General features: G+C 68.7%; 5 protein-coding genes. All 5 read right to left on the reverse strand.

Translation table 11 applies throughout. The annotated features are described in order from the left end of the window. Positions 1-232: 232 nt before the first annotated feature. The 5 genes from ACFVV1_RS12650 to ACFVV1_RS12670 all read right to left on the reverse strand — a co-directional run bounded on the left by ACFVV1_RS12650 (position 233) and on the right by ACFVV1_RS12670 (position 18,228). Entirely contained in the window at positions 233-2,548 is a 2,316-nt protein-coding gene (locus tag ACFVV1_RS12650) for a UvrD-helicase domain-containing protein (RefSeq protein ID WP_389988702.1), read from the reverse strand. Further along, positions 2,545-9,465, reverse strand: coding sequence for a DEAD/DEAH box helicase (locus ACFVV1_RS12655; protein WP_389988705.1), 6,921 nt, complete (start codon positions 9,463-9,465; stop codon positions 2,545-2,547). The genes ACFVV1_RS12650 and ACFVV1_RS12655 overlap by 4 nt, the downstream gene beginning before the upstream one ends. A gap of 348 nt (positions 9,466-9,813) precedes the next feature. Further along, positions 9,814-10,122: an AAA family ATPase gene (locus ACFVV1_RS12660; protein ID WP_389988708.1), complete on the reverse strand. Its 309-nt coding sequence runs from the start codon at positions 10,120-10,122 to the stop codon at positions 9,814-9,816. Beyond that, positions 10,122-15,263, reverse strand: coding sequence for a class I SAM-dependent DNA methyltransferase (locus ACFVV1_RS12665; protein WP_389988711.1), 5,142 nt, complete (start codon positions 15,261-15,263; stop codon positions 10,122-10,124). The genes ACFVV1_RS12660 and ACFVV1_RS12665 overlap by 1 nt, the downstream gene beginning before the upstream one ends. 88 nt (positions 15,264-15,351) lie before the next feature. Then, entirely contained in the window at positions 15,352-18,228 is a 2,877-nt protein-coding gene (locus tag ACFVV1_RS12670; protein WP_389988714.1) for a DEAD/DEAH box helicase, read from the reverse strand. Positions 18,229-18,268: the final 40 nt, after the last annotated feature.

The raw sequence follows: 18,268 nt of genomic DNA on the forward strand, positions 1-18,268 counted from the left end.
CCAGGACCTGGTGTCGGCCCTGTTGGCCAAGCGCCCCGAAGACCGCCCGGCTTCGGCGGCCGAGGTGTACGCGGCCCTTTCCCCGTACCTCCCGCTCCCGGAACACACCTTGGCAACCCGCCGTACACCGCCGGAAGATCCGGTCGCCCGTTCCTTGTCCCACAGGGGCCGCAGCCCCTGTGAATGTCCGGGGGTGGCAACCGGTCGCGGCGTACGGCTGCCACCCCGGAGCTCATCCGGAGACAGTGGCGACCAGGGGTGCCAGGAACGGGCTCGGCGTCCCGTGCCAGAAGATGTCCAGGCTGTCACGGGCACGGGTGGTGGCGACGAACAGCAGCGAGCGGGCCTGCTGTACCTCGCGCCGGTAGCGCACCGGATCGGTGGCGCGCCTCCGGTTCACGTCGTCACGGGGGATCAGCCCGTCGCTGACACCGGCGACGATCATGCGCTGGTACTCGAGTCCCTTGAAGCGGAACATCGTGCCGATGTGGACACCGCCGTCGCCGCGCGGACCGTCGGGGCCGATCTCCACGGCATGCACACCGTGCTCCCTCAGGGTTAGTCCGGCCTCGTTCGCCATGGTGTTGGTGGGCACGCAGATCGCGATCTGCTCGTGGGGGATGTCACCCCAACTGTCGATCAGCGCCGCGATCGCCTCGCGCTCGGCCGCCCAGTCCGGGCAGCCGTGCAGATCCGGCATCCCTCCACTGAGGACGGACCGGTATCCGGCCAGGGTCTCCTCGTTACCGTCGAGGTCGTCGTACTTCTCCTGGTTGAGCACGTCGAGCGCCGAGCGGAGAATCTGACGCGTCGTTCGGTAGCTCAGGCTCAGCTTCGAGGCGCGCCCCCGGATATTGATGCCGAGGCTGCCGAGCGTCACCTGGTTCTTGTAGATGCGCTGATGGGTGTCGCCTACCAGGAAGAGGTCGTTGCGGCTGTGCGCGGTCATCGCGCGCAGCATCTTCCAGTGCGCGGGCCGCAGATCCTGTGCCTCGTCCACGACAATGTGCCGGTAGCGGTATCGGAGCCAGCCGCCCGAGCCCGCCTGCAGGTGAATGTTGTCCAGGCCGCCGGCTTCCTCCCGCTGCTGGTCGATCGCCAGAATGCGCTGCTCGCGCTGCATCTCCAGCCGCGCCGCCCGCTCCGACACCTGGTCCCAGGTCTGCCGGCCGAGGCGGTCGAGGCGCTGGGTGAAGCGTTCGGCGAGCTGCCAGATCTCGGCGCGCTCGGTGCGGGTGAGGGTGCGCCCGCGCCCTGCCCTGCGGGCCCGGAAATACTCCGTGCGAGAGGTGACGGCCTGCCCCAGAATCACCTGCGACCATTCGTCGTGCAGGAACTCGGCGTCCCAGCCGGACTCGTCGAGCTCTTCGAGCAGTGACCGCCACTCGCGCACGGCCTGATTGTCGTCGATGGTCTGCTTACGGCTGCCGGGCTCGGCTTCGCGCACGATCCGCAGGGCCAGCTGGTCGACATGGCTGATCTCGACGCGGGCGAGCAGTGCCTCTCCACCCAGCGCGAGCAGCCGGGACCGGAGATCCGCGGCGAGGTTCTTGTTGAACGTGGTGAGCAGAACCGGCTTGTCGCGGCCCGGTGGGAGCTGCGCGACCAGATGCTTCACCCGATGCAGCGCCACGATGGTCTTACCGGTGCCGGGGCCGCCACCGACGCGTGCAGGGCCGTTGTAGTCGCGGTTCACGAGCTTGGCCTGGGTGGGGTGCAGGAAGACCTTCCAGCGACCGAAGTCCTCACCTTCCAAAGCCTCACGCAAGGCTTCATCGGTCGTCGTGACGATGGTTGCCGGGCGTTCGACGGCCGCCTGGAAGTCGTCCGTGTCGACTGCTTCGGGTGCGGCGACCGGCGCGGTGACCTGTTCGAGCACCTCGTCGAACGACTTGTTGTCGTAGAGCGCGAGCAGCACTTCACCGGTCAGCTGCGGCGCGTAGTCGACGAGACCGAGAAGCTGGTCCTCGGTGGTCAGGGCCTGGATGACCGGGATCAGGGGCCCGGCAACACCCAGGTCCGTCAGCTGCTGCTCGGTCCACGCTGCGAACAGCAGCACAGGTGCAGCGGGCGTCGGCTCGGGTTCTGCCGGCCGCTCGGCCTCGGCGGGCCGGGCCGGTTGCACGTCTTGTGCGGGCTCGGGGGCGGGGGCCGCGGGAGGCGCCGGGGGAGCAGGGGCGGCACGCGCCGCCAGCATGCTCTCCTCCACGACCTGAAGGTCGACGTATTCGATACCACCGGTGATGCGGTTGACCGAGTAGGCGAGCCGGTCGAGGTGCTCGTAGGCGCCCTTGCGGTGCTTGACCGAGACGATCAGCCAGTCGTCGTCGGCCAGGCGCAGCAGCAGTGCCCGGTACTCGTCGTTGACGCGAGCCGACCAGAGCTTGTCGTGGCCCTTGAGCTGCTTGAGCTGAAGACCTGTGGAGCCCGGGTTGTTCTTGAACTTGTGCTGGAAGTCGTAGATCGCGCCCTTGACCGAGCGGGGGAGCTTGAGAATCTCCCTGTCCGCCTTGTCGAGCAGGCGCAGGGTCACACTCTGGGTGGTCACGACTCGTCTTCCCCGTCCTTCATGGTGCGGTGATTCTCCTGGTCACGACGTATACCGCCGGCCGGTGGTTGTACGCCGAGCCGCTCGGCGATCTCCTCGGCGGTCCACGCCGTCGCGGGGCGAACTTCCCAGCCGGCGGCGGCGAAGGCCCGGTCGCGGTCCTCGGCCTCGGGGTCGCGCTCGTCCCCGAGGGCGGGGTGCGGTGCGAGAACGACACCGATCCGTGCATCCACCCAGGCCAGCTCGGCCAGCCAGCCCCGGTCGTCCAGTTCGTGACCGTCTGCCGGAACAGGGATGCCGGAGATCGCCGCGAGGCGCAGGGCGAGGTCTTCGAGCCTCGCTTCGTCCGGGTCGAGGTGCTCGATGATCTGATCCCAGCGTGGATCCCTGCCGGGAGCGGCGAGGGTGGTGCCGGGTTCGGCAGGCGGCGCCGAGGCGGACTCGGACACCGGCACGGCGCGGACGTCGCCTGAAGCGGCCGATGCGCGTGCGGCCTCAGCTGCGCGGCCTCCCTCGGTTCCGGCGGCCATCGCTTCCAGGGAGATCATCGTGGTGAGCAGCCCCGCACCGCCCGCGACACCCAGCGTCTCGGGCGCGAAGCCGTCCAGCAGACCCGCTGTCAGCTGGGCGCTGTCACCTCCGCCGTGCTCCAGGAACTGCAGCAGATTGCTCCAGTACAACCAGCCCCGCCAACGCCGCTTGTGCGCCTCCTCGTCCGAGAAAACGCTCTCCGCGTCATCGATGACGGTCAGTGCTGTCCACGAGGGCGGGCGGTTCCGGGCGTCCACCGCGAACACCAGCCGGCACGCCGACGCATCCTCGGCCGCGTATACCTGAACCCGCTCACCGGGTCGTACGGACGGCTCCGCTCCACCCAGCGCCCGCGTGATCTGCTCGCCGACCGCGTCCACCGGACCGCCGCGCGCCCCGGCACCGAGCAGCCCGGCGACTGCCGCCTCCGCCCGCCACAGCCACCGGTCGGCGGATGGGTCACGCAGATACGCGACGAGCAGATCCGCCGGATTGACCCACACGGTCTCCGAGAGCTCACCGGGCAGTCCCTTGCGTACGTTCGCGTAGTACTGGCGTGCTCGCTTCTCGCCCTCGTCCCCGTACGGCCGCCAGACCGGGGAAGCAGGACCCGCGCCCGCGTACCCCGTGTCCTGGACCCGGCGCTGCCACTCCTTCACGTCCGCGTACGTCAGTTGGAAGACCCGCAGGCCGTCCGCCCTCAGCCGGGTCCGCTTCGCGGCGTCGTCCGCCATCCGGTTGTGCTTCTGCCCGGCATGGAACGCATAGCCGTCGAGGTAGAGCGCCACCCGGGGGCCCGGCGCGTCCAGCCGCTCGAAAAGGACATCGGGGCGGGTGCCGTCGAGTGCCCGTTGCTGGGAGACCCTCCAGCTGAACGTCTTGCCGTCGGCACCGGTCAGCCGCAGGTCGAGGGCGTGCGTACCCGCCGGTGTGGTGTAGGCGTCACCGCTCGCACGGCTGCCGGGCAGCGAAGCCCACGTGCGCAGCGTGTCTATGAAGACGACTTCGAGGTCGCTCTCGGCCTGCTGCTCCATCGGAATGTGCTGCGTCGTCGCGACCGGCGAGGTACTCCACCGTTCACCGTCCGCGCCCAACAACTCGTCGAGCATCTGCCGCACTTCCTGGCGGCTCACCCTGTCGTAGTCGCCGGGCGGCACGCGCCGCAGCAGGCAGCGGTGGCAGCCGTCGAGACCCTTCTCGCGGCATCCGCAGCTCTCGATCACCTCGCGCGCCTTCAGCAGCACCTCACAGAACCCGTCCGCGGACGCCAGCCGGTGCAGATAGCCCGTGCCGCCCGGAAGCCGGTCGTGGACGACGAGAAAGCGCCGCGGGTGCTCGGCCCCCAGCCCGCCTCCGCTGTCCGGCATCGATGCCGCCGCAATGTCGATGTGGTCCGGATCACCCCCGTACCGTGCCGCGATGCCCGCGAACAGCGCGGCTGTGAAGGAGGCCAGCCGCTCCTTGTAACGCGCCACAGACACCGGTAGCAGGATCCGTACGGCCTCCGTGACCAGCTCGTGGGCGAGCAGCAGCGGCACGTCCTCGCCCTTGCCCTGGTCCTCACCGGCACCGCGCCGGCGACGACGCGGACACCACAACTGGTGATGGGCACTGGCCCGCGTGGACCTGCTCAGTGATTCGCTCAGCGCATGCTGCGCCTGGTCGACGACCGGCCGGCCCTCGGACGTGGCACCACCGCAACTGGTGCACACGTAGAACGGGTTGAGCCGGACGTCCTCACCGGCCAGCGACACCGTGGCGCTGCCGTCCTGCCGGTCGAGGCCCAGATTCAGGGTCCGGACCACCGCGCGCCGGGTGAAGTCCGCGCCGAACACAGCAGTGTCGTGGCGCCACGAGCCGGGGGCCAGATGCGCCGGGTCGATGTCGACGGTCTTCAGTACCGAGTACCGCCTGCGGTCGCGCTCGTCCCGGTCGTCCCGCACCCGGGCGTCGTCGCGCTTGTCGCGCGCCATGACCCGCTTGGGTTCCAGTACGTAGCTCACGCACCCCGCGTCCGCGATCTCCCGTGAAGCGCAGCGCGGACACGGCGACGTGTCCGTCTGGGCTTCCTCGGTCCGGGCGTAGCCGCAGGCGGGGCAGAGCCGCCACACCGACCAGGCACGCCGCTCCGGGCTGCCGACGTCCAGGGCACGCACGACATGCTTGTAACCGTTGACGTAGAAGCTGTTGCCGGGGGCCAGTTCGGTCAGAGCGAGCTTTCGGGAACGCTCGTAATCACGGACCTCGCTGCGGTAGGTGCTGGTCGGAGCGGACCCGGGGTCTCCCTCGGTGGGGTCACCGGTCTCTTTCCAGTAGAGCGTGCCCTCCAGCGTCGTCACCGTGTCGGCCAGGCTGTAGTTCGGCAGCAGCCCCAGCTCCACGAGCACACCGTGCGCACTGGTCTGGCTCAGGTTGCGCAGCAGATCGCCGGTCGAACGACGCTCGGCAAGCAACTCCCGGCGCTCCGGCCCCTGTTCGAGGTCGTCCGCCAGCAGTCCGTCCACGGCCACGTCGATCGCCGCGATGCGCCGCCGCAGCTCTTCACGCCGGCCGGTCCAGTCCGCCTCGGCCTCCTGCAGCGCACGGACGATGCCTCCGGTCGCGTAGGCGCGCAGCTCCCCGGCCGCATGCTCGGACACCCCGGTGTCCTCGCCGTTGCCGACAGGGAACAGCGCCAGGAACTCCTCCACCCGGCGCGCCCCCTCGGTGAGGGCCGCATCCTGGAGGTCCTGACACCACCCGGTCGTCCCGAACAGGGCCGAGGCAAGCCTGGGCACAGGATGCAGCCGCTCACCGTCCGCCGTCGCCAGCTCTCCGCGCGCCGCGAGGTCCAGCAGATGCGCCGTGTACTGGCGGCGCAGGATCTCCACCGCCGACAGATAGCAGCCGGGCGGCACAATGTCCCCGGCGATCATCTCGCGCGGATCACCGAGGTAGTACAGATCACGGGCACGCCGCCCGCCGAAGGCCACCACCAGCGCATTGCCGGTCTTGCGCCCGGCCCGCCCGGCCCGCTGTACATAGTTCGCCGGCCCGCCGGGCAGGGAGCCGAGCAGGACGGCGGACAGGTCGCCGATGTCGATGCCGAGCTCCAGTGTGGGCGTGCAGGACAGCACATTCGGGTCGGTGTAGTGCGCGCCCTCGCGGAAGGTCCGTTCCACCCGCTCGCGTTCGGGCCGGGTCAGCATGCCGGTGTGCTCGGCCGTCACGACCCGGTAGGTGCCGCCCGTCAGATACAGCCGCCGGTAGTAGTCGCCCTGGTAGTCGCGCTCCAGCTTCCCGCCGAAGCCGCCGGACCCCGACCCGGTCGACGACGTGCCGTGCTGCGGTGGAGTCAGGTTGCCCTTGCACCGGTAGCGCGGGCAGGGATGCCCGTACCAACGGGTGCGCCGCTCGGGCGGTACGACCTGTTGCCAACCACACGCATCGCAGCTGACGAACGCCTTGTTCACCACCGGGTCGTCCAGCAGCCGCACCTCGATGTGTCCCGGCTGCAGCCCGTACACCCGCGTGGTGCGGTCGGCCGCGACCCGTACCGACAGCAGCCCCTCCTCCGCCAGAACCGGCAGCAGCCTGCGTAGATACTCGCTCGCGCCGGCCGCGTCGAGCGACAGACAGCGCCGCGTCCAGTCCTGGTACCAGCCCCCGCGGCCGGTGACGGTGTCGAACTTGCTGCGTTCCTTCGTGCTGTCCAGCAGGAACCGCGGCGGAGCGACGTACCCCTCCGGGAACGCGGGCATACCCTCGGCCCGCTGCCCGGAGATCAGGTACTGATTGACTCCGGCTTCCTTGATCCACGTGTCCAGCCAGCGGTGCCGCACTCCGCCCCGCGTCCGAATCCGCTCCAACAGCCCTCGTACGAAGGCCAGATACCGGTCCGTGGTCGGCAGCCCATCGCCCACCACCAGCTGCCCGGGCAGCGTCAGCTGCAGATCCCGGGCCAGCGCCGCCACCCGCTCCGGGTTCGCCATCGCGACCTCGGCGGCCGCAGTTCGCGTCAGCTCCATCGTCCGGCCCATCCGGGACCGCAGCCCGAACTCCATCACCGTCGCGAACGCCAGGCGCTCCCCGATCAGCTTCCACGTCCGCGCGTCGCCCGTGCCCCGACCCGACAACAGCCGGTCCACACCGGCCTCGTCATGCAGATCCGGTGGTACGACGGCGGCCAGTGCCTGCGGATCGTCGACCGAGTCCAGCACATTGCCGATCAGATCGTTGAGCGCGAGCGGCGCCCCCGACTCGTCCAGATTGTGCGCGAGCAGCGACCGCAGCGAGAACTTGTACGACGCGTTGGCGACGTACCCCGCACGGTGCGCGGCGTCCTGCGTCGAGTCGTTGAAGAGCAGCGTCTTGCGCTCCTCCGGCAGCAGGGCGATCTCCCCGCCGGTGAACAGCTGCGTGACCGTCGCCGACGCGAGCGCCGCCAGCGCCGTGCCCAGAAACCTGATGCCGTTGTCGATACCGCACGCAGGACAGCGGTCGTCCTTCGCAGCCGCGTCCGCCGTCTTCTTGTCGAGGACGGCGAGCGTGAACCAGGCGTCCTGAAGCTCCTCCGCGTCCCCGGCGACCGGCATCCGGTACGTGCCCCCGGCGCCGTCGAGCACGACCACGGACAGCGGGTCCACACCGCCCGGCGCCGGACCGGTACCCGTCAGGGCGTTGAGCGCCTCCGTGGCCTCGGCCGATGTGGCCGCGATGAAATACCGGATGCGCCGCTTGTCCCGGCCGACACCGGCCCGCCAGATCTTGTCCGCAGCCGTGACGAGCTGTTGGGGATCGGACTCCGGAGAGATCGCCGCCCACCCCGACCGCCCGCAGTGCCGGCAGTACACGGCGGGCAGCTGCGTCTGAGCAGGCCGACGCACCGTGTCCGACCCGGGCAACGGCGTCGCCCGGCGGGAGTCACCGGAAGGCCACTCCGCACTGTCCCGGCCGTCCCCCTCCTCCTGCGGCGCCACGTCGAGCGCCGCCTTCCTGGCAGCCGTGCGTTCGTCCTCGTACCACCGGAACTCGGGCGCAGCACCGACCCCGCGCAGCACCCGGCTCACCGGGCGCACCCACAGGTGTGCCTCGATGTGCAGCAGCGGCCGGGGCCGCCGCTCGTCCGACGCCGGATCCCGCGCCGCGGACAGCAATGCCACGAACCGGGACAGCGCCTCCAGCGCCAGCCGCGGATTCTCCCGGGCCGTACGCGCCCACGCATACCCGAAGCGGGCCATACGGTCGCGCAGCCCCCACTCGTCCAACGGCTCCCCGTCCAGCAGGGCGAGCACGGCGTGTGTGAAGTCGTGTTGCTTGAGCATGCGCCCGAGCTGGAAGGCATCGAGTTCGCGCATCTCCAACAGCAGATACGCCAACCCGTCCAGGTCGAGACGGTCCGGCCGGGACTCGACCCCCGGCCCGCCCGACGCTTCGATGACTTCCTTCGGTGTGGGCGGATCGGGCAGCGTGTAGTTCACCTCGCCGATGAACTGATCGGCGCTCTGCCGCTCCTCACCGATGATCGAATCCGCCCCGAACGGCACCCCGAAGACCTGCTCGGCCACCTCCAGAATCCCGCCGAGCCCTCCACTGCCCTCACCCAGCGTCGCCGACGTCGCCACCGGGCAGATGTCACCGAGCGGCCGCCCGGCCCGCGAAGCACCGACCGTCGTCCCGAGCCGGCGCAGCAGCATCGCCACATCCGTGCCCTGCGCCCCGTCGTACGTATGGAACTCGTCGAGCACCACATACGTGAGATCGGCCCCCTCCCACAACGGCCGGTCCTCGGCACGCTGCAGCAGCAGATCCAGCATCTTGTAGTTGGTGATCAGCACATCCGGCGGCGTCCTGCGCATCTCCTCACGCCGCGTCATCACCCGCCGGAAGTCGGTGTCCGGCCGGTCCCCGATATAGAGCCCCGCCGTGACCTGCGCCAGCTCCGGCTGCGCCATGTACTCACCGATACGCCCGGCCTGATCCGTCGCCAGCGCGTTCATCGGATACAGCAGCACGGCCTTCACACCCTGGCGCCCCGATGCCTTCTGCCGACGGCAGTGATCCAGCACCGGCACCAGGAACGACTCGGTCTTGCCCGACCCCGTCCCCGTCGTCACCAGCGTCGGCTCGGCCGCCCCGTGCAGCGTGCTCAGCCGCTCCCACGCCTTCGCCTGATGCCGGTACGGCGGAAACCCGGGCTCCCACTCAAGCGCCGACTGCCATCCGTCGTCCGCCGTATGGAACGGCGTACGGATCCGGAGGAACGGCCCTCGGAAGATCCCCGCCTCCGGGTCCCCGAGAAACCGTTCCAGCGCCAGCCTGGTGTCCTCGTCGGCCAACGCATATGTCGTCGTGAGGTACTGGGTCAGACTGCCGCGCAACTGCGCGGCGGCCAGGGTGGGCTTCACGACGGCGCCTTTCGTGTACAGGCCCCCAGCGGGGACGGTAATCGGCGATAGCCGACTATCACGGACAACCGTATCTCCGGCCACTGACAGCCGGACCAGCGGTTGGTCGGGAACCGCTTCATGCGGAGGCCGCGTCCTTCCCGAAACGCCCCTTGGCCCCCGACCCTGTCACCATTGCAACGGGGGGAGGCAAAGGAATGGGGCTCGGCGCCGATTTCGAGCGTTCGGAAACTGCGGCGGAGTCCGTTCCACACCGGACGCCGAGCTCGGGCACATCTCCGTCCATGCCCTTGCCGGAAACGCCCGGCCCGGCCGAGGCCGCGGACCTGGGGCAGGACCACTCCGACGTCACCCAATGGCTGTGCGCTGCCGCGTACTCCCGGGACGACCGTGTCGAAGTCGTCCAGCAGCTGTTCCTGGGCCGTGCCCCTGCCAGAAGAGTTCGCGCGGATCACGGTGCCGCTCGCCGTGCACGCCCCGGACCTCTTGGGCGGCCTCCGTCATCGACTGGTCGGCGAGCAGACTCAGGAACTGGATGGCGTCGAACACGTTTGACTTGCCTGTGCCGTTCTCGCCTGCGATGCAGGTGAAAGGGCCGAAGTCGATGGAGAGGCCGAGCAGGTTCTTGAAGCCGTGGACTTCCAGTCTGGTGAGCATCAGACCGCATCCTCCGGGGTGTACGAGTCGCTGCCCAGCGTAGAGCTCGGCGCGGGCTCGGGCGGGGACCAGCGGCCTGCGGCGATCTCGGCGTCCAGGCGGGCCTGGAAGTGGGCGTGGGCGGCACGCATTTCGGTCTCGCGGTCGGCTTTGTAGAAGGGGGCGGTGTAGCCGACGGGGGGTGGGGTGGTGGCGGGGGAGGCCAGGTGGTCCAGGAGGGTGAGGTAGTCCTCCTTGGTCTGGCCGTGGCCGTAGGTGTTGTGGTTGCGGGCGATTTTGCGGCCGCGCGCGTCGAAGTACATCTCGGACTCGTAGTCGGAGAGGACGGGGTAACGGGACTTGTAGATCGCGACGAGCTGATCGGCGGTGATGCCGAGCCAGATGGATACGAGGGCGTCCAGCTCTACGAGGGCGGCGCGTCGTTCGTATTCGGTGCGAAGTGGGGTGTCGTACTGCCAGGTGGGGGTGAGGGCGGAGGCGAGGGGGGCGAGATTGGGCCAGGCGGGGTTTGCCCAGTCTTCGTAGCCGGGCCAGGTGGGGTGGTAGAGCTCTTCCCAGAGCGGGGCGTAGGCAGTGGTAAGGCAGTTGAGGCGGAGAGAGCGAATGAGGAGGGGGACAGCCAGTGGGTGAGCAGGGTAGGCCGCAGGCATCCTCAGTGCATCGGAGGCATGCAGGTTGGCCTTGCCTGTTATGCGGAGGATGTAGTCCAGCGGGAGGGATGCCCAGAAACCCGCTGTGAGTACAGTCAGTCGGCTGTCGGGCATCGCCATGGAATACAAAGCGTTGATATGCGCGGGGCCTGGCGGGATAAGGGCCGCGAAGAGACTGCGCTCGGTATCGAAGGGGATCATCTTGCGCCAGGCCACCCGAAAATACTCTGTATAACGGCTGCCGTCCCACGATTCTTGGGCGTCGTGATATTGGTTCGGATCGCACGCTCGAACATAATTGGTTCGGGGGAGAGCGTCAGGGGCGAGTTCGGTAAGTTCGAAAGTGGACCAGTCGCGGTTGGTCTTGCAGGGAATATTGGGCTGCTTGCTGAAAGGGGTGCCAGCGGCAAAATGTGGGCCTTGGAGGATCAATTCTGCGAGGGAGGTGGGGGTACTGGTGGACCAGCGGATATAGCCGTCTTTCTTGCCGTTCGCCTCATCGTATCCGCGGCTGATTTTTGGTCCGTGCGAGCTGGTTCGGATCGCTGTTCGAGATAGTGTCGCGATAGCCTCTTGTTCATTTGTGGTGACGGGATACAGCAAGGCTGATTCCGCGGCAGGTGCGTCCTCGCCAGAAATGTTGTTCCACTCCATGAGTCGCGCAGCATTCACCTGCACGAGTCGAGATCTATGGGGGCGAAGATCCCAGCCGCCTTCGTGTTTGATTCCCGGGGGCAATCCGATTCCGTTGTGCTCGAACGAAGCGGTGAGCGTCTCCGGGGAGAATAGCCAGCTGATATGCAGGAAGGAAGTCGGGCCCTCTGTGCCGTAGATGTTGATGCTGAACTCGGTATTCGCGTGGATGTCCGGAAAAACTCCCGTTCTGTTGTAGAAATGTGCATGAGTCCTAAGGCGTTTGTATGTCGCCTGACGGAGTCTGCCTTCTTTGGCTCCGCCGAAATGGGAATCTGGGTGAATTAGTCCTGAAATCCCGGACGGGCCGATGTTCCACCACGTGCGGCACATGAATGCTCGATAGAGATCGGGTTGAGTGCCTGCGATGAGTGGATATGAGGCGGTATCTGTCAGGAATGAGACTGTACCTACATTCCAGGCGAGTTCGTCCAGGAAGTAATTCTGCCACCGATTGGATTCGGCGAGAATCTCGCCTCTTCGAAGTCGCCAGTCAGTCGCCCCGGGTTTCTCGACCAGAGCGAACCAAGGATCGACCTCGCCCAGGACCAGGTTTTCCATCCACCGTGGCCGCACCCAGGGCGGGTTCCCCACCTGCAAGTCGTACCCGCCCCGCGCGAACACCTGCGCGTACTCCAGCTCCCAGTGGAAGAACCCCTGCCGCGCCGCAACATCCCCCGCCACCGACACCCACGGGAACCGGTTCTCCAGCCAATGCGCCCGGTCCATCCCCATCAGCTCAGGCAGCGCATCCTCGTACGGCTCCAGCTCGTCCAACGTGGCGAACGACGCCACCAACGAGTCCGCCGGTACCTCCTGCGTGCCCAGCAGGGACTCCGCGAAGTCCAGCCAGTCCTCCAGTGCCGCCAGCGGGATGACCGCTCGCCTCTGCTCCCGGATCTGCCCCTTCCGCGTGCCCGACCGACGCCGCCGCTCCACCGACTCCCTCGTCAGCTCCTGCGCGTCCGTCGTCTCGCCGAACAGGTCGTCCGTCTCCCAGGACATGAGCACGCCCGACTCGTGGTCCGCCGTCACGCCCGCGACCTCCGTCGCCCGTGCGTACTGCTCACCCGACCCGTCCAGCAGCGCAGCCTCCTGCACCGGCCAGAACCACAGGGCGCACCACGTGTCCATCAGCGTCTTCAGCCGCCAGTACGGGGTGTCCACCGCCTCCAGGTCGGCCAGCACCTTTTCTCGTTGCACCGCGACCTCCGGCGACCGCAGCCACCCCTCCTCCGCGCCCCACACATCGATCCGCCGCGAGATGTCCCGCTCCGAGATCTCCAGGCGCCGCACCACCAGCCCCCACAGGTACTCCGCCCGTCGGGCCAGTCCCTGCAGCCGGGCCGTCTGCTTGGCACTCGGCGACTTCGTGATCGCCTTCCGCCACGCGCCCAGCGCCTTCGCCGCCTCCGGGGCCAGTGCCTTGGCCTCCTTCTCGGCCGCGACCGCGCCCCACTCCCTTGCCGGGAGCAGGAAGTGGTGCACCGCCCCCTCCAAAAGCTCCGCGCCGCCCACCGCGTCCGCCAGCGGGAAGCGTTCCGGGGTCGTCCCCAGCCAGCCGCCCTTCTTCAGGCGCTCGGGGCGGTAGACCTCCCGGCGCCCGCCGATCAGCGAGTTACCGCACCGCAGGTGCAGGCCGAACCACGGGGCCTCCATGCCGGGGTGCATCGTGTTCAGCCACAGCGACACCTCCGCCAGCTCCACGGCCGTCTCGTTGAGGTCGACGCCGTACGAGTTGTGCAGGGCGATGTACGCCTTCGCCTTCTGGAGCTCCTGGGCGTACTTCTCCGTATCGATCGCGACGCCCAACTCGTCCTGCCTGCGCCGCAGATACTCCGCCGCCACCTGGTTGATCGCCTCGTTGAGGAACGCGCCCGAGCCGAGGGCCGGCTCGCAGATCTTCCAGTCGAGCATCTCGCGGGCCGGGGTCACCGTGTCGTCCTGGTCCAGGCGATGCCGGAGCGCCAGCCGGACCGTGACCTTCGTCAGGGATTCCGGTGTGTAGTACGAGGCCGAGGTCTGGCGGTCGCGTCCCGACAGGCGGTACACGAACGAGCCCGGCGCGTGCCGGACTCGGCGCTCCTCGCCCGTGTACTCGTCGCGCTCCCGTACGTACACCGAGTCCGCGTACTCGTCGGCCCGAGACGACGGGACCAGCCAGGATCCGTCCTTCGGGTCGCCGTTCTTCGCGACCTCGTACAGCTCCTCGCCTGCGACGAAACCGGTGTACGACATCAGGCCCTCGTACACCGCCCCCAGCTGGTTGATGCCGAGCTGCGCGTACGAGATGAAGCCGCCGCGCTCCTTGCGTTTTCCGCGCGTCAGCATCAGCAGGCGCAGTACCCGGTACAGGGTGGCATTGCGCAGGCGGGTGTCCACGAAGCGTTCGTCGGCCGAGGCGTCGGCCTCGTCCGTGTCGTGGCGGGGGTCGCGGACGGCCCGTTCGCCGATCAGCTTGATGGAGTCCTGCTCGAACAGCTTGGAGTGCAGCGGCTCGAAGCGCAGGCCGATGTCCTCGGACGCCTTCTCCCCGGGGGAGGGCGTCCCGTGCGTGCGGCGTGGGCGGTAGCCCTCCTGGACCTTGCGGAAGAGCAGGTCCAGGGACTCGTACAGGTAGAAACCGCGGCGGGACTTCTCGTCCACCAGGTCCTGTTCCGCGACCAGGTCGCCGAGACGGCCCAGGCCGTACCCCTGCTGGTACTCGGGGTAGTCGGAGGGCAGGATGCCGAGCTCGGGGCGGGCCTCCGCGTACAGCAGGAACAGGATGCGGTAGAGGAAGCGCAGTGACTCACGGGTCAACTGTCGGCCCAGCTCGGGGAGTTCCTTGACGTCCTCCGGGCGGACGCCCTGTTCGCGTAGGCGCTCAAGGACCTCGTTGGCGATCAGTTCGACGCTGATCCGCAGACCGTCGCGGAGCTCGCTGGACACGCCGACCGCGTGCTTTGTGGACTTGTCGACCAGTCCGGCGAGCGGGTTTTCGCCGCCCTCCTCCGGTGTACGGAGCGAGTCGGCGCCGAACAGGGCGGCCACGGTGTCGAGTTCGCCGCCGGCCTTGGTGTCGTTGCGTTCGAGGGCGGCGTCCAGGGACACCGCGAGGTACCGGCCCTCGCCCCACGCCGCCCGGTCCGCGAGGATCACGACGCCGCCGACCAGCAGCAGGACGTAGCGCGGGGCGTCCTCGCAGGCGAAGAGGAACGAGGCGAGCTTGGAGCCCGTCGTCACCCGGTGCTGGCCGTCGAGCACCAGCGGGTCCAGCAGGCGGCCGGGGCCGTTCGGGTCCAGGGCGGCGTCCGGTTCGGCGGACCAGCCGCAGTCCAGGGCGATCAGGCCCCTCTCCGAGTGGGCGACCCGCACCTCGTACGACTGCTCGGCACGCTCGACGGTTACTGTGCCCGGCTTGGCGTCGAGGCCGAGGGCGCGCAGGACGTCCGCGTTGAGGGCACGGACGCGCTCCTGCCACTCCGGGGACGCGTATGTGACGGCGTCGTCGTCACCCGCCACCACCGCCGCCTCCGTGGTGTCGCGTTCCTCGCCGAGGGCGAAGTACGAACGGGCCCGGAAGTACGGGCGGCGCAGGGCGCGGAGCCCCGCACGGGGCGTGACGGGCAGGGCATCGGGAGCGGGCGCCGCCTCGGCACCGGATGTCTCGGCCGCTGCCTTCAGCACCTCCGCCGCCTCGTCCTCGCGCTGCTTCCACTCCGCGAGCAGCCCGGACTTGAGGTCCTTGGGCAGGACCTCGGCCAGATAGTGCGCGGAGAAGTAGTCACCGCGGTTGACCAGGGAGTCGTACGTCATGAGTCGGAACCTTCGCGGGAACGGGAAGCAGACGAGAGGAGGGGGAAGTAGAGAGACGGCGGCGGTACGGAGACCGGCGCGGCGGGGGTCATGACGCCGCCGGGGCCAGCACGGCCAACACCCGCAGCATCGGCCGGCCGGTGGTGAGCAGGGAGTCGGCGAGTGAGGCGAGCCGCTCCTTGGCGTGCTCGCCCGCGAGCGACGAACCGCCCTCCGCGAGCGTCGGCTGCTCCCAGTTGCCCAGGCGCAGCTTGTACTGCTCGATGGGGCCGCGCAGGGGCTCGTCCCAGGCCTCGCGGTGCTCTTCCAGGAACGCCTCCGCGGCGAGAAGGACGTCAGGGACCGCCTCGCCCAGACGCGTGGTGTCATGCACCTGCATCGGGTTGGCCATCGAGGGGCCGACCCCTGCGCGACGCAGCAGGGAGACCATGTCGTCGTCGACCGCGCCGTCGCTGGTGACGGCCATCCACTTGACGACGGTCGGGCGGCCGAGCGCATTGGAGTAGATGCCCTGGACCAGGTACGTCGCCCGGTCCACGCCGGCAGTGATGACCGGGGCCTCCTGGCGGTTGAGCCGTACCAGGACCTTGTCGGTCAGCCACTCCACCACCGGGTGCAGCTCCGTGAGCAGTGAGATCTCCGGCCAACTGGACGTCGACGATTCCCGGGCCCGCTGGAGGGAGTGCTCGGCCAGCCGGCGGTTGAGCGTGACCAGGAGGCGTTCGCGGAGCCGCTGCTCGCGTACGTAGTCCAGCGGGAGAGCCTTCATACGGTGGACGAGATCGGCGGGCGGCCGGAACGAGATCAGACCCGACTCCGGATCCATGGACAGGTCCAAGCGGTCCTGCGCATCGGGGAACACCTCGCGCAGTGCCTCGTCGAAGAATTCGCGGGTGGAGGTGAACAGGCGGGGCACATGCGCCTGCGGTACGCTCCCGCCACCGTGCCCGCCTTCCTCCCTGGCCGAAGCCCCGTCGCCCACCGAACCGAAGAAGCCGGCCAGGAAGTCGTCCATGCCTGCGTCGTCGTCGGCGGAGGACGCGTTGTGGGCTTCCAGGGACTCGTCAACAGTGCGGCCACGCAGCAAATCCTGAATGAGTGACTTTTCCTCGGCCTCCGCACGGTAGAGACCGGACACGGCCTCCGCTGTGCCCAGCGCCCGGTGCGCCTCGTCCTCCCGCTCCAGCAGGCGCTCGGCGACGAGCGTGTCGTCCTTCGCGCCCTCGATCTCGCTGGTGAGGATCAGCGCCCGGAACTGGGGCTGGTGCGCCTGTCCGTAGCGGTCGATACGGCCGTTGCGCTGCTCGATGCGGATCAGCGACCACGGAACGTCGTAGTGGATCAACTGGTGGCATTGGCGGTGCAGGTTGACGCCCTCGGACGCCACATCGCCGGTGAACAGCATGCGTACGGGGGTGTCGGCGAGACCGAAGTCCTCGACGCATTGCATCTGCTGCTCGTCGGAGAGCCCGCCGTGCATGACACGTGCTGCCGCGTCGGCCGCCTTGCCCGCGCGGAAGCCGAGCGCGGCCGGCATCACCGTGCGCAGCCACTCCAGGGTCTGTACGCGCTCCGAGAAGACGACGACGCGGGTGTCCGACTTCGGGCCGACACCGATCGTCCTCAACTGCTCGACGAGCGCGGCGAACTTCGCCGAGTCGGCCTCCGTCATACCGGCCGTCAGCTCGCGCAGCCGTTGCAGGGCCGACAGTTCGGCCGCGGTGCCCTGGACGTCGTCCTTCTTCTCCAGGGTCTTGATGCGAGCCGCGACGGTCGCCTTCAGGGCCGCGTGCGAGGAGAGGAACGACTTGAGGAGCGTGTACGGGAAGAGGGGGACATCGCTCACGGACGGGCGGCCGTCCGCCGGGAGCCAGACCTCGGCCAGTTCCTCGAAGATCTTTTCCTCGGCCGGGGTGGCGGAGCAGCGTACGGACTGCGAAGGGCCGCGGTCCGCCCACTGGCCCTTCATCTGGTCGCGGACCTCGGGGCTGACCTTCGTACGCCGGATGAAGAGGTGCGCAATGTCCTCGGCACGGTAGTTCTCCGCGTCGCGGATCGCCGCCGGGTCGAGGAGGGAGATCAGCTCCGCGAACGAGCGGGCGTTGCCGTTGTGCGGGGTCGCGGAGGCGAGGATCAGGGCGTCCGTGCGCGGGGCGAGGATCTGCGCCAACTGGTTGCGCAGGGACCCCTTGTTGATGAGGTTGTGGGACTCGTCGATGACGACCGCATCCCAGTTGATCCGCTCCAGATGATGCTTGTACTGGTCGGTGTTCTTCAGGGTGTCGATGGAGACGATCACGCGCTTGAAGTACGTGAACGGGTTACGCCCGGCCGGGATTTCGCGCTGAATGCGCTCGATGCCCACCGAGTCCAGGCGGATCAGCGGGATCGCGAACCGGGTCCACAGCTCGTGCTGGAACTGCTCAAGGACATGCTGCGGAGTGACGACGAGGATGCGCTCGCCGCGGCCGCGTCGGATCAACTCCGCCAGGGTCAGGCCGATTTCCAGGGTCTTGCCGAGGCCTACGACGTCCGCGATGAGGAGGCGGGGGCGCAGATTGCGGCCGGACAGCGCGAGTTCGGCGGGACGCTGCTGGTACGGGAGCGAGTCCAGAAGGAACTGATCCGCGAGCGCCAGGCCGCGCTCCGACTGGGGCAGGGCCGTCTTGCGGAGCACCGCTTCCAGGAAGAGGCGGGAGCGGCGGAAGTTCGGTGAGTCGTCGCGTACGAGCTTCGTGTCACGGGGGTCGATCAGCTCGACCCGGTCCAGCTCGGTGAAGAAGACCGCTTCCCGGTCGCGTACGAACTCCGAGGCGCCCACAGCCTCGATCCGGGCGCCGTCGTGGTCGGTGCGCGTGGTGGTCCGTACGAGCCACACCTCGTCGCGTACGAGGATCTGGGCGCCCGGTGGGTACTGGGCGTCCTTGCCGCTCGCCGTGACGGTGGTGCTCTGGTCGGCGGTCACCCGCTGCCTCCTGGATGGTGATGGTGCTGATGGCTGTGGT

The organism is Streptomyces sp. NPDC058092 (assembly GCF_042884935.1).
Taxonomy (GTDB): Bacteria; Actinomycetota; Actinomycetes; order Streptomycetales; family Streptomycetaceae; genus Streptomyces.

Excerpts from the sequence above, each read along its gene's own strand:
- ACFVV1_RS12660 (WP_389988708.1), bottom strand. The coding sequence starts at position 10,122 with ATGCTCACCAGACTGGAAGTCCACGGCTTCAAGAACCTGCTCGGCCTC.
- ACFVV1_RS12665 (WP_389988711.1), bottom strand. The coding sequence starts at position 15,263 with ATGACGTACGACTCCCTGGTCAACCGCGGTGACTACTTCTCCGCGCAC.